The following is a 13358-nucleotide window of genomic DNA, read 5'->3' as shown; positions in this document are numbered from 1 at the left end:
TTTTTTCTTAAGTGTTCGATTGAAAATAGGTTTTTAAACTTAGAGGCCAAATTTACATTTGGAAAGGTTAGTAAACAATCCAAGAGCAATCGAATGAACTTATTTTAAATTATTCTAAATAGCCTTTATTAAGAGGTTATTTTCACTTCTTTTTAATTTACTGCTAACCATCTGTTTATTTTTATTGTTTGATTTAAGTACAAAATTTCATCCTGATTTATTTATTTTCGTATATCTTGATGATCAAATTCTACCTGCATGAGATTACGATATTCATTTTTAATTTCCTTTTGTATTTTGATCCTTTCTGTTTCCCAGGCATTTGCCACGCACATCCGTGCTGGGGAGATCACAGCAGAGCGGGTTTCGATACAGACATTGACTTATAAGATAACAGTAGTTGGTTATACTGATACCAGATCAAGTGTTGAGTTTGGTCCTGGATTTATCAATTTTGGTGATGGCAGAGAAGTCAGCCTTAATACCGAAAGCGACTTTCAACTTGTAGAAGCTTTAGGCAACCAAATCGAAAAAAATACATTTGTCATTGAACACACATTTCAGGGGCCAGGAAGATATACTATCTGGTTTAGGGAATTCAACAGGAATGACCTTACCCTAAATATGGATAATTCTGTTGAAACTCCGTTTTATGTGGAGACTCAGATCATCATCGATCCATTTATTGGAGTCAACAATTCTCCTGTTTTGACGATTCCTCCGGTAGACAATGGTGCTGTAAACAGGAGATTTATTCACAATCCCGGAGCCTTTGATCCTGACGGGGACAGTTTATCCTACAGTTTAGACATTCCAAAGCAGAATTTTCAAAGACCCGTAAATAATTACCGTAGCCCCGCTAGTCCTGAGTTTAGTTTCAATAGAGAAGACGGATCTCCCAATCCTTTTTTGACCGTGGACCCTTTGACAGGTGACCTTGTCTGGGATGCACCTGGTCTGGCCGGACAATATAATGTGGCATTCAGGATAAATGAATACAGAAGAATCGCGGGAGAATGGCAACTAATCGGCTATGTGGTGAGGGATATGCAGATTATTATCGAAAACTCCAACAACAATAGACCTGTACTAATCCTTCCTGATGACCTCTGTGTGGTTGCAGGAACAAAAATAGAGGAAATAATCCAGGGTTCTGACCCAGACGGAGACCCCATCAAAATTGAAGTTTTTGGAGACCCTATTGAAATTCTTAGCTCTCCTGCTACCTACACTCCCGAGTCAGTATTCCAAATAACACCTGGAGTGATTAATTTTTCATGGCAGACCATTTGTAGCCACGTCCGTGAAAGAGAATATCAAGTAAGAATTAGGATCACCGACCAACCAAGATCAGGCCCTGCACTTGTAGACATAAAGACTTGGAATATTAAAGTAATCGGTCCACCTCCCGTTCTTGAGAATGTAGAACAGGGGCAAGGTAGGTCTGTCAATGTCCAATGGGCCCCTTATTCCTGCGGGAGTTCAGCGCAAACCATGCAGGTATGGAGAAAGATTAATTCCGATCCTTATGAGCCTGATTCCTGTGAAACCGGGATAAGGGCAGGCTACGAGCTAGTAGGAACCACAGATATGGCCACTTTTGATTTCTTGGACACCAATATGGGCGAAGGTTTAGCCCCCGGAAATACCTACTGCTATAGGTTGGTGGCAGGATTCCCAAGTCCGAGATCAGGTGAAAGTATTGTCTCGGAAGAAATCTGCATTACTATAGATGTGGATGTACCATTGATAACCAATGTCAGCATAGAAGCAACAGATACTGAATCAGGTCAGATTTTTGTGAAATGGACCCCTCCTTATGATATAGATAGAACCCAATTCCCGGGTCCTTTTACATATGAACTTTTAAGAAATAATGGTTTTACGGGAAGCCAAAACAGAGTGTCTGTTGTCAGTACTTCCGATACATCATTTACTGATACAGGATTGAACACTGAAAATCTGGTGTATAATTATAAGGTAATTTTAAAGCAAAATACAACTACTATTGACAGTTCAAGTTCCGCCTCCTCTGTAAGGTTGGATTTGGTCATCATCAATGAGGCTATTGAGTTGAAATGGCAATTCACCACTCCTTGGAACAACACGATTTCCCAATACAAGCACGAAGTATATCGAAATAGAAATGATACTGATGCTTTGGATGAAAACAATTTTGAGCTTATTGCTGAAGTTGACCCCACTGTTACAGGATTTACTTATTTCGATGATGGCAGACACAATGGTGTCACACTAAAAAAGGACATTGAATATTGCTATTTTGTGATCACAAAGGGTGCATATAATATAGATCAAATTGAATATCCTTTGGAAAACAAATCTCAAATCATCTGTGCCAGACCCGATGATGACAGATTGCCTTGTCCACCTGTATTGGTTTTTGAAGGACCTGAGTGTACCGAATACTTGTCTGAAAAAGGCTGTGGCAACAACACCTTTGAGCATGAACTTAGCTGGGAACCCAATTTCAGTGGTGTTTGTGATGATGAATTGAGTGCTTTCAGGCTGTATTTCACTTCAGAAGGCGAAGAAGGTCAATTTGTATTGGTCGAAACTTACTCTGCATTTGAAAGGGATGCCCTTATCAAAGACCTTCCTAATTACAGGGGATGTTATTATATCACAGCAGTAGACAGATCGGGGAATGAAAGCGAACCAAGCAACACTGTCTGTGTAGACAATTGCCCAAGCTATTTCTTGCCTAACGCATTCACCCCAAACGGGGACGGCATCAATGAGACTTTTATGGCTTTTGACAATCCATTCGCCAAATGTCCACGTTTTGTGTTGGGAGTAGAAATATTTATTGTCAATAGATGGGGTGTGGAAGTTTTCAATTACAACAGTCTATCTTCTACAGAAAATGACGTCTACATTAGATGGGATGGTACTGATAAAAAAGGTAATGAATTGCCTTCGGGCACTTATTTCTATACTGCAACAGTAAAATTTGATGTCTTGGATCCTACAAAGCAAGAACAAAAACTCAAAGGGACTGTTCAGATCATCCGATGAGAATCCAAGACAAGTATGATATTATCCTTTTCGACGGCGTCTGCAATTTGTGCAACAACGCCGTCGATTTTATTATCCGAAGGGATAAAAACGACTGCTTCAAATTTGGAGCTCTTCAGGACAATGCCACTAAAATTATTCTAAAGGAGTATAAAATTAACCAAGATTATATTGATTCTATCATTTTGATCAGAGGTGACTTGGTGTTTTACAAAAGTAAAGCGGCCCTTGAAATCGCAAGAAATTTGGAAAGCCCTTGGCCCGCCATGTATATTTTTAATGTCGTGCCTGCCTTTATTAGAGATCCGATTTATGACTGGATTGCGAGAAACAGGTATAAGTGGTTTGGGAAAAAAGAAACTTGCAGGATTCCCTCTACAAAAGAAAAACAAAAATTTTTATAAAGAATGAATGGATAATTTAGCTATTGGTATAAAAACCCCTTCTGATTTTGGCTTTTCTTTTTATCTTCAAAAGCTCAACAATTGTAATTATTTAATGATATGGATATAAACAGAGTTTTTGAAAACAACCAAAACTGGATAACCTCTAAACTTGAGATTGATCCAAATTATTTTGAAAATTTGTCCAAGGGCCAAAAACCTGATATTTTATATATTGGCTGTTCTGACAGTAGAGTCACCGCAGAAGAATTAATGGGAGTACAACCCGGAGAAGTTTTTGTACATAGAAATATTGCAAATATGGTTATCAGCATTGACCTCAATGTGATGTCGGTATTGAACTATGCAGTACAAAATCTAGGTGTGAACCATGTGGTGGTGTGTGGACACTATTTTTGTGGCGGAGTAAAGGCAGCAATGAACGCGGCAGATCTTGGATTACTCAACCCTTGGCTGAGAAATATCAGGGATGTTTACAGGATACATAGAAAAGAATTGAATGCCATTATTGATGAAAACGAAAAATACAACAGGCTTGTGGAACTGAATGTACAGGAACAGTGTGTCAACCTTATAAAAACTGCAGCGGTCCAAAAAGCCATTAAAGAAAGGGATATGAAAGTTCATGGATGGGTTTTTGACATCCAAACCGGGAAATTAATTGACCTAAACATTGATTTTCAGGGAATTTTAAAAGATATCATGGAAATTTATAATCTTGGTGATTTCCATCACTCCGAAGTTAATACCTGAAAAGATGATAAATCATGACGGTGAAAAAGTGACCTAAACATAGGCCACTTTTTTTTTTGGTATATTTGCAGGTCATAAATAAAAATTAAATCACAAATTATGAAAGCATACGTTTTTCCGGGACAGGGTGCACAGTTTTCAGGTATGGGAAAAGACCTTTATGAAAGCAATAAAGATGCAAAAAAGCTTTTCGAAAAAGCCAATGAAATCTTGGGGTTCCGAATTTCTGATATCATGTTTGAAGGTTCGGATGAGGAATTGAAACAAACTAAAGTAACCCAGCCGGCCATCTTTTTGCATTCGGTAATACTCGCCAAAACATCTCCAGATTTCAACCCAGATATGGTAGCAGGTCACTCTTTAGGTGAATTTTCTGCTTTGGTAGCCAATGAAACTCTAGCCTTTGAGGATGGTCTAAAATTAGTCTACCAGCGGGCACTTGCCATGCAGGAAGCCTGTGAAATCAACCCATCCGGAATGGCTGCCATCTTGGGCCTTGAAGATGAAAAAGTAGAGGAAATCTGCGCTTCGGTCAAAGAGGAAATTGTCGTTCCTGCCAACTACAATTGTCCCGGACAATTGGTCATCTCAGGCACAAATAAAGGAATTGAAATCACCTGTGAAAAAATGAAGGAAGCCGGAGCAAAAAGAGCTTTGCCTTTGCCTGTTGGAGGTGCTTTCCACTCCCCACTTATGGGACCTGCCGGAGTGAAACTGCAAAAAGCCATTGAGTCAACCACATTTCACCAACCAAGCTGTCCTATTTACCAAAACGTAAGCACAAAAGGAGTGAGTGACATAGAAGAAATCAAAAAAAACCTGATTGCCCAACTGACCGCACCAGTCAAATGGACACAGTCTGTTCAAAATATGGTGGCCGATGGTGCTACCCATTTTGTGGAATGTGGTCCGGGAAAAGTACTTCAGGGTTTGGTAAAAAAAATCCACAAAGAAGCGGAAGTCAGTAGCATTTAGAGTCGGGGAATGGTTAATTGGTTAATTGGTTAATTGGTTAATTGAATTCTCAAGAAACTGAATTGAACTAATTGAAATAGAAAGAAAAAATGGGAAGCCATTCCAACGTTTGGGATGGCTTCTTCAATTTTTAAAGCGCATCACACTTGATTTATCCAAACAATTCTCTAAAAGTTCTTGGTGAGTTTTATATAAAACGGGATGCACGAAATCAGGGAGAATCTCTGCCAAAGGTTTCAAAACAAATCTTCTTTCCTGTAGAAATGGATGTGGAATAGTAAGTCTTTCTGATTGGAACTTTTCATTTCCGAAGTAAAGGATATCAATATCCATCGTCCGGTCACCCCACTTCTCTCCTCTTGTTCTACCCATTTTTAACTCTATTTCCAAAATAACATCTAAAATCTCTTCAGGGAAAAATGAAGTGTTGAACACAAGAACCTGATTGAGGTAATTCCCGTTAGATTTTCCACCCCAGGCTGCGGTTTCAAAAATGGAAGATTTGCGGATTATGGAGCCAAAATGCGAGACCATCAAATCAACACTCCCCTCTATTAATCTTAACCTGTCACCAAGATTCCCCCCTAATATAAAAACCACTTGATTCATTCCGCTGTTAAGGTTTGTATTGGGATAAACTTAAATAAAAAAGAAGTAATTTAGCCATCAAAATTAAATATTATGAGATTTCTTGGTAACGTTTTGGCAGTCATTGTGGGATTGCTAATATTTTCGGTAATGAGCTTTTTTATCTTCGCAGGTATCATTGCGGTCATTTCCTCTTCCGCGGACAGTGATGTAAATGTAAAAGAAAACACTGTTCTCTTGTTAAATCTTGAAGGAAGACAACTTGTCGAAAGAAGCAGCGAGGATGATCCTGATTTTTCATCTTTCAACGTTTTTGGAGGTGTTTCGACGGTTGGTTTGACTTCCTTAAAAAGAGCAATTGAAACAGCAAAAGAAAATGAAAATGTAAAAGGGATTTTTATCAAAGCCGGAACATTTTCAGCCGGACAGGCAGGAATCAAGGAACTGAGAGATGCACTTAAGGATTTCAAATCTTCTGGAAAATTCATTGTGAGCTATGGAGAGTATTACACCGAAGGAGGATATTTTCTGAGTTCTATTTCGGATGAAATTTACATCAACCCTTCCGGTCTGATGGAATTCAACGGCTTTGCTTCAGAGGTGGTATTCTTCAAAGGAATGTTTGAAAAGCTTGAAATAGAGCCGCAGGTTTTCCGTGTAGGAGATTTCAAAAGTGCCGTAGAACCTTTTATTTTGGATAAAATGAGTGATTCGAGCAGAATGCAGACGGCCTCTTTTCTGAATGACCTCAATAATTTTGCTTTGAATGAAATCAGCGAAAGCAGGGGCATTTCCTTGGATTCGATCACCGAAATCAATAATAAAATGTTGGTGAGAAAACTTAGCGATGCTTTGGAATACAAACTCATTGACGGACTCTGGTACGAAGATCAGGTGATTGACCTGATGAAAGAAAAACTTGGATTGGGTGAGGAGGATAATATCAATACCATCACCATGACCGGTATCAACAGGTCTTCTAAAACCAAAAACCTTACCTCTAAAAACAGGATTGCGGTCATTGTCGCCGAAGGAGACATTGTCAGTGGTAAATCCGAAGGCTCTATTGCTTCAGACACTTTCAAAGAAGAAATCAAAAAGGCCAGAAAAAACAAAGACGTAAAAGCTATAGTATTGAGAGTAAATTCTCCCGGCGGATCCGCATTGGCATCTGAGGTAATCTGGAGAGAACTTGATCTTGCCAGCAAAGAAAAGCCCGTCATCGCTTCCATGGGAGAAGTTGCCGCATCCGGGGGATATTACATTGCTGCTGCTGCAGATACCATAGTGGCACAACCCAATACCATAACTGGTTCTATCGGGATTTTCGCCCTGTGGTTTAATGCCCAAGGCCTTCTTAACAACAAAATGGGAATTACCACCGATGTGGTCAAGACCGGCGAACTTTCTGATTTCCTTACGCCAACCCGAAAAATCTCTGAAATGGAAAAGAGTATTTTCCAGGCCCAGGTAGAAGAAGGTTATGATGTCTTTTTGACAAGAGTTGCGGACGGTAGAAACCGCAGCAAAGAGGAAATTATGAAAGTAGCATCAGGAAGAGTTTGGTCAGGAAATCAGGCTTTGGCAAATGGTTTGGTGGATGTTTTGGGGGGATTGGACGATGCTGTGAAAATCGCTGCTGAAAAAGCCGGAGTTGCAGACGATTACCGCGTGATATATTACCCACAGGCCAAGCCTTGGTTTGAAAGATTTTTGAGCGAATTTAGCAATGATGTGCAGGTATTCTATCAAAGGCAACAGCTAGGTACATTTTACCCGATTTACAAACAGGTAGAAAGTGTCAAAAAATACGAAGGTATGATGGTCAGGATGCCGTATGACATAGTGATCAGATAACAAAAAAAGGAGCTAAACGCTCCTTTTTTTATCCTTGTTCTTGAAGCAAAATCTTCCAAGCAGTTTGCACATCCCCTGATTCCAACACTTCTTTGGCATATTCGTGCAAGTGAAAATCAAAACTCTCCCTGTCATTTTTAAATCTTAACTTCATTTCTTGAATCGTTTCATCCTGAGAATATTGGTGTATTTCTATGGGTTCGGGAAGTTTTTCGCAATTGCCTAACCTCCCAAGGTTATTTCCGGTCAATACAGAACTGTTCCTGATGTTCGGAGGAATGTTATCAACGCCAATGCCTTTATTCCTGATTGGTTTGGCGATTTCAAATAAGGCTTCCCCATTTGCCCTACAATACCAATCCCCTCCCATTCTGGCCACAGCGTCCAATTTTTGTGGGGAAATCTGCCCGTTTTCATCCAAAACCTCTTCGGAAATATGCGCGAGCAAAACCTCACAGATCACCAGATTGGCGGACCCTCCTCCTTCACCTATTGGTAATATTTGCAGCACTTTACATTCGAAAGCCACAGAAGCTTCTTTCACTCTTGGGGGTTTTACTAAAATGGATGATGCTTCCGAAAACCCGGATTTCACAAATTCATTGACTCCTTTTTCATATTCAGTACTTGCCAAAGACATTTGTTCGACCATAGAGAAGCTGACCATATTGATGACTACCTCAGGCACTTCCAAGACATTATCCAAGCTATGCTTAGTCGTATTGTCCCTGACTCTTCGGGAAGGTGAAAAAACCAACACAGGAGGATTGGTGCCAAAGACATTGAAGAAACTGAATGGACTTAAATTGACACTGCCTTCCTTGTCCACCGTACTGGCAAATGCAATCGGACGCGGGGCTATAGCACCTAGCAGGTAACTGTGGAATTGGGCAATCGAAACATCCTTGGGATTGATGGTCTTCATTTTTTAATTTTAAGATAATAACAATGGTTTCTATTAACGGTTCGGTAAGGCCTTTATTTAATTGCTAAATTTAGAAATCAAAAATTACAAAGACCATGATACCTTCCTCAATTCGCGTTTATTCTCTTGTTGTATTGTTTTTCATTGCATTTTCTTTTCCGGTTTCATTCTCCTTAGCCCAAAACATGAACATTGCTACCTACAATATCCGATTTGATAATGCCAATGACGTAGGAAATCTCTGGAAAGACCGTGCGCCTCATTTGATTAATCAAATCAAATTTCACAAAATGGACATCATCGGAACCCAAGAAGGGATGTACCATCAACTTGAAGAAATCAAAAATGGGTTGGGCTATCCATATGTAGGTGTCGGCAGGGACAAAGGCGGGAAAGAAGGAGAATTCAGTGCGGTTTTCTACAATCCAGAAAAGCTAAAAGTTTTGGATCAAAGCACATTTTGGCTGTCCGAAACCCCGGACAAGCCCTCAAAAGGATGGGACGCCGCTTTGAATAGGGTGTGTACCTGGGTGAAATTTGAAAGTAAGGAAGGTAAAAAGTTCTATGTATTCAATATCCATTATGACCATATCGGTCAAAAGGCAAGAGAAGAGAGCAGTAAATTGGTAATTAGAAAAATAAAAGAAATCAATACAGAAAACCTTCCTGTTTTGTTTATGGGAGATTTCAATGTCATGCCCGACAATCCGGCATATCAGACTGTTCTTAATAATTCTGATATGAAAGACAGCAGGCTGATTTCAAAAATTCCTTCAATCGGAAATCAGGGAACATTCAATGGTTTCAATTGGGATAAGCTTCCCGAAGGTATCATTGACCATATTTTTGTCAGTCCAACTATCACCGTAATCAGACATGGAATCCTGACAGACAATTATGGAATGAAGTACCCTTCAGACCATTTTCCGGTGATGGTGGAAGTGAGTTGGTGAAAACATTAGTGGAGGGAGCTTCTTCCCAAAATAAAAATAACAAAAGGCTTACAGTTTGAAATTTCATCTTAATCTATTTTTTAGGCGCTGTCCAAACGGACGAAAATTGTTAATAATGTAAATTGCTTCCCGACAGCTATACAAGAACTAATTTAAATTTAGGTATAGTTTCAAATTGCCCCTAAAATTGAGGCCTTTTTACACCAATTTGGGGCTTACACTTTGTTGATTTAGAATAATTTATCCGAAAAATCAATCTTCCAAGATTCGTTTTTCCCGTACTTGTATTTGTCTTGGAAAACCACGGCTGATTCACTTATCCAATTCCATTTCACATAGTAAACGATCTCACCTTCATAAGGAGACTTAGATACAAACCTTTCACGCTTCAACTCCATGTTTTGCTTGTCAAACAAAATCCAATAGAATTCAAAAACATCCAAATCCCAATTGCACCAGAGACCGATTTTGTGCTTCCTATTAGGTGATGATTTCGGCTTGCCAACCTGAAATTGGTATTCCAGGTTCCTTTCCAAGCATTGGTTATAGGCATCCAGAAGTGAGTCTATTGACCACCCTTCCTTTTCTGCTATTTGCATCATACCCTTATGGACAGCTTCCAGCTGCATCTTTTTCTTTTCTTGCTTGTTTAAAATTGAATAGACAGAAAAGTCAAAATGGTTCCTAACAGTAATTACATCACCATAGTTTTCATAGTAATCTAACAAATCACCCCATTCATCTCTAATATTGATATTTGCTTTTACTACTTTGCCAGATTCTAATTCTTTTAGAAAAGAACAATATAACTCAGGAACCGACCATGCTTCTGAATTAATTGATTGATTTTTATGTCCTTGCGTATAACATGCTAAAGTGATCTGATTAAGCATTTCAATTAGTTTTATTTGTATTGATGGTTTTTGATTATTATTTGTTTGTTCCAAATTCTTGCATTTTCGCCATTTCTCACTCTATTCTTATGGGCATAGTAGAACTTTTTGATGCTAGGACTGTGTGGAAATTGTGATTCATCTTTACTATAAAATCCGTCAACGATAGCAATCGGGATGAAATTGGACTATTTATCCAAACGCTCAAACGAAAGGTAATTCTTGGCTATTTGAATTACAAATTCTACTAAACAAAAAGGTGTAGAATGTATCTACACCTAGTGCCAGCTCCATTTTAAACATAGATAGCGATCGTAGGTGGAGGCGACTATAATGCCGTCTTTGAAGTCTTTGGTTCTTTGTTTCTTTGTTGTTCAGAAAAATTTTGTGGTCTGTTGGGTGATCATAAACGCAAAAAGCCTTTGGATTTCTCCAAAGGCTCTCAATAATGTGGCGGCGGCCTACTCTCCCGTGCGCCGTGGCGTACCGGTACCACCTGCGCTGCGGGCCTGCCCGGCTTTGGCGGGGCTTATCCGCCCCTGCGGATCGGGGCAGCAAGAGGCGGACTGATATCATTACAGTAATGGAATCCTCCAAAAACGCCAAAAGCCAGCTTTATGGGCTGGCTTTTTGAATAATGTGGCGGCGGCCTACTCTCCCGGGTGTAACCCCAGTACCATCGGCGCTGCAGGGCTTAACTTCTCTGTTCGGGATGGGAAGAGGTGGGACCCCTGCGCAAGGCCGCCTAGACTGTGAAGGATGAAGGCGGAGGGAGGAAGGATGAAGTATTGTTTTTCATCCTGCACGTCTCTTTTGCCTTTTACCCTTGATTTCTTATGTTCTTTCCTTCGTACTTCAGCCTATGGCCTTCGTACTTGTCCCGATAGCTATCGGGATGATATGTCTTGCAGAGAATGCAACAGGGCTGACCTGAAGCAAGTTTTCGGGCTATTAGTACTGCTCGGCTTTGTCATTACTGACTTTGCACCTGCAGCCTATCGACGTCATCGTCTCTGACGGCCCTGTTTGGAAGTCTCATCTTGGAGGGAGTTTCGCACTTAGATGCTTTCAGCGCTTATCTCTTCCCGACGTAGCTACCCGGCAGTGCAGTTGGCACCACAACCGGTACACCAGCGGTCAGTCCAACCCGGTCCTCTCGTACTAAGGTCAGCGCTCCTCAAACTTCCCACGCCCGCAACAGATAGGGACCGAACTGTCTCACGACGTTCTGAACCCAGCTCGCGTGCCACTTTAATCGGCGAACAGCCGAACCCTTGGGACCTTCTCCAGCCCCAGGATGTGACGAGCCGACATCGAGGTGCCAAACCTCCCCGTCGATATGAGCTCTTGGGGGAGATCAGCCTGTTATCCCCAGAGTACCTTTTATCCTTTGAGCGACGGCCATTCCATGCTGTACCGCCGGATCACTATACCCGTGTTTCCACCCTGCTCGGCTTGTCGGCCTTACAGTCAAGCTCCCTTATGCTATTGCACTCCGCGCACGGTTACCAAGCGTGCTGAGGGAACCTTTGGAAGCCTCCGTTATCCTTTTGGAGGCGACCACCCCAGTCAAACTACCCACCAAGCAATGTCTCCCGCTTATGCGGGGTTAGATACCAAGCAAACAAAGGGCGGTATTTCAACAACGGCTCCACAACGCCTGGCGACGCCACTTCACAGCCTCCCGCCTATCCTACACATCGTTTACCCGGTACCAATGCTAAGCTGCAGTAAAGGTTCATGGGGTCTTTCCGTCCCGTTGCGGGTACACGGCATCTTCACCGTGACTACAATTTCACCGAGCTCATGGCTGAGACAGCGCCCAGATCGTTACACCATTCGTGCAGGTCGGAACTTACCCGACAAGGAATTTCGCTACCTTAGGACCGTTATAGTTACGGCCGCCGTTTACCGGGGCTTCGATTCAAACCTTCGCTTGCGCTGAGCTCCCCTCTTAACCTTCCGGCACCGGGCAGGTGTCAGGCCTTATACTTCCTCTTTCGAGTTCGCAAAGCCATGTGTTTTTGCTAAACAGTCGCCTGGGCCTTTTCACTGCGGCCTCCCCCACCGAAGTGAGGGTAGGCGCCCCTTCTCCCGAAGTTACAGGGCCATTTTGCCGAGTTCCTTAGCCATGATTCACTCGAGCACCTCAGGATCCTCTCCTTGACCACCTGTGTCGGTTTGCGGTACGGGCACGCATATTCGCTTTTCTTGGAAGTGGATTCCCCGGATTATCACTTCGGCCGGAGCCTCCGTGTACTATCCCGCGCTTCCGCGCGGTTCAACGCACTATTCCGTCAGTGCGCACCGGGTACACCCCTACGTCGCTTTTATCATATGCGCGGTACAGGAATATTGACCTGTTGTCCATCGGCTGCCCCTTTCGGGTTCGCCTTAGGTCCCGACTGACCCTGATCTGATTAGCATTGATCAGGAAACCTTGGTCTATCGGTGTGCGGGTTTCCCACCCGCATTATCGTTACTTATGCCTACATTTGCTTTTCCAGAAGCTCCAGCGCACATCGCCATGCACATTCACCGCCGCTGGAATGCTCCCCTACCATTATACGTTGCCGTAAATCCTACGCTTCGGTATTACACTTGATGCCCGTTTATTATCGACGCCCTGCCGCTCGACCAGTGAGCTGTTACGCACTCTTTAAAGGAATAGCTGCTTCCAAGCTAACCTCCTGGCTGTCTAAGCAGCTGGACCACCTTTGTTCAACTTAGTGTAAATTTCGGGACCTTAGCGGTAGGTCTGGGTTCTTTCCCTCTCGGACTCGGACCTTAGCACCCAAGCCCTCACTGCCGTTACTGTATGGCGGCATTCGGAGTTCGTCAGGATTTGGTAGGATATGACTCCCCCTAGTCCTATCGGTAGCTCTACCTCCGCCATACATTCCACGACGCTGTTCCTAAAAACATTTCGGGGAGTACGAGCTATTTCTCAGTTTGATTGGCCTTTCACCCCTAC

Annotated in this window: 9 protein-coding genes and 2 rRNA genes (1 of these 11 cut by a window edge); 6 read left to right on the top strand and 5 right to left on the bottom strand. The window is 42.0% G+C overall.

Annotated elements, in window-relative coordinates:
* Positions 1-258 precede the first annotated feature (258 nt).
* The 4 genes from MMU07_RS11595 (at position 259) to fabD (ending at position 5168) form a co-directional block, all read left to right on the top strand.
* Positions 259-3036: a T9SS type B sorting domain-containing protein gene (locus MMU07_RS11595; RefSeq protein WP_241126041.1), complete on the top strand. Its 2778-nt coding sequence runs from the start codon at positions 259-261 to the stop codon at positions 3034-3036.
* A complete protein-coding gene (locus MMU07_RS11590; RefSeq protein WP_241126040.1) occupies positions 3033-3440 on the top strand; it encodes a thiol-disulfide oxidoreductase DCC family protein in 408 nt (135 codons plus the stop codon). Before MMU07_RS11595 ends, MMU07_RS11590 begins: the two co-directional genes overlap by 4 nt.
* 99 nt (positions 3441-3539) lie before the next feature.
* Positions 3540-4193: a carbonic anhydrase gene (locus tag MMU07_RS11585; RefSeq protein ID WP_241126039.1), complete on the top strand. Its 654-nt coding sequence runs from the start codon at positions 3540-3542 to the stop codon at positions 4191-4193.
* 99 nt (positions 4194-4292) lie between these two features.
* Complete coding sequence (fabD, locus tag MMU07_RS11580; protein WP_241126038.1) at positions 4293-5168, top strand: ACP S-malonyltransferase; 876 nt, start codon at positions 4293-4295, stop codon at positions 5166-5168.
* A 123-nt stretch (positions 5169-5291) separates the two neighbouring features.
* On the opposite strand, the gene folK is transcribed toward fabD, so the two are convergent.
* On the bottom strand, positions 5292-5777 hold the full coding sequence (gene folK, locus MMU07_RS11575) for a 2-amino-4-hydroxy-6-hydroxymethyldihydropteridine diphosphokinase (protein ID WP_241126037.1): 486 nt from the start codon (positions 5775-5777) through the stop codon (positions 5292-5294).
* Between the two features lie 72 nt (positions 5778-5849).
* Between folK and sppA the strand changes: the two genes are divergently transcribed.
* Positions 5850-7613 (top strand): signal peptide peptidase SppA, encoded by a 1764-nt coding sequence (gene sppA / locus MMU07_RS11570; protein WP_241126036.1) that lies wholly within the window; start codon positions 5850-5852, stop codon positions 7611-7613.
* Between the two features lie 28 nt (positions 7614-7641).
* Here the strand turns inward: sppA and MMU07_RS11565 are convergent, their stop codons facing one another.
* A complete protein-coding gene (locus MMU07_RS11565; protein WP_241126035.1) occupies positions 7642-8538 on the bottom strand; it encodes a flavin reductase family protein in 897 nt (298 codons plus the stop codon).
* A 185-nt stretch (positions 8539-8723) separates the two neighbouring features.
* Between MMU07_RS11565 and MMU07_RS11560 the strand changes: the two genes are divergently transcribed.
* Positions 8724-9491, top strand: a complete 768-nt coding sequence (locus MMU07_RS11560; RefSeq protein ID WP_241126034.1) for an endonuclease/exonuclease/phosphatase family protein — start codon at positions 8724-8726, stop codon at positions 9489-9491.
* Positions 9492-9721: 230 nt separating this feature from the next.
* Here the strand turns inward: MMU07_RS11560 and MMU07_RS11555 are convergent, their stop codons facing one another.
* From MMU07_RS11555 to MMU07_RS11545, 3 genes are all read right to left on the bottom strand, one after another.
* A complete protein-coding gene (locus tag MMU07_RS11555; protein ID WP_241126033.1) occupies positions 9722-10384 on the bottom strand; it encodes a hypothetical protein in 663 nt (220 codons plus the stop codon).
* Between the two features lie 637 nt (positions 10385-11021).
* Positions 11022-11133: ribosomal RNA gene (gene rrf, locus MMU07_RS11550) — 5S ribosomal RNA — on the bottom strand.
* Positions 11134-11315: 182 nt separating this feature from the next.
* Positions 11316-13358 (bottom strand): 23S ribosomal RNA (locus MMU07_RS11545); it runs 798 nt beyond the window's last position.

The organism is Cognataquiflexum nitidum, from assembly GCF_022538055.1.
GTDB lineage: Bacteria > Bacteroidota > Bacteroidia > Cytophagales > Cyclobacteriaceae > Cognataquiflexum > Cognataquiflexum nitidum.
This window is presented reverse-complemented; position numbering and strand designations above follow the sequence as displayed.

Coding starts and splice junctions, on each gene's coding strand:
- MMU07_RS11555 (WP_241126033.1), bottom strand. CDS start 10,384: ATGCTTAATCAGATCACTTTAGCATGTTATACGCAAGGACATAAAAAT.
- fabD (WP_241126038.1), top strand. CDS start 4,293: ATGAAAGCATACGTTTTTCCGGGACAGGGTGCACAGTTTTCAGGTATG.
- MMU07_RS11565 (WP_241126035.1), bottom strand. CDS start 8,538: ATGAAGACCATCAATCCCAAGGATGTTTCGATTGCCCAATTCCACAGT.
- MMU07_RS11560 (WP_241126034.1), top strand. CDS start 8,724: ATGAACATTGCTACCTACAATATCCGATTTGATAATGCCAATGACGTA.
- MMU07_RS11595 (WP_241126041.1), top strand. CDS start 259: ATGAGATTACGATATTCATTTTTAATTTCCTTTTGTATTTTGATCCTT.
- sppA (WP_241126036.1), top strand. CDS start 5,850: ATGAGATTTCTTGGTAACGTTTTGGCAGTCATTGTGGGATTGCTAATA.
- MMU07_RS11590 (WP_241126040.1), top strand. CDS start 3,033: ATGAGAATCCAAGACAAGTATGATATTATCCTTTTCGACGGCGTCTGC.
- MMU07_RS11585 (WP_241126039.1), top strand. CDS start 3,540: ATGGATATAAACAGAGTTTTTGAAAACAACCAAAACTGGATAACCTCT.
- folK (WP_241126037.1), bottom strand. CDS start 5,777: ATGAATCAAGTGGTTTTTATATTAGGGGGGAATCTTGGTGACAGGTTA.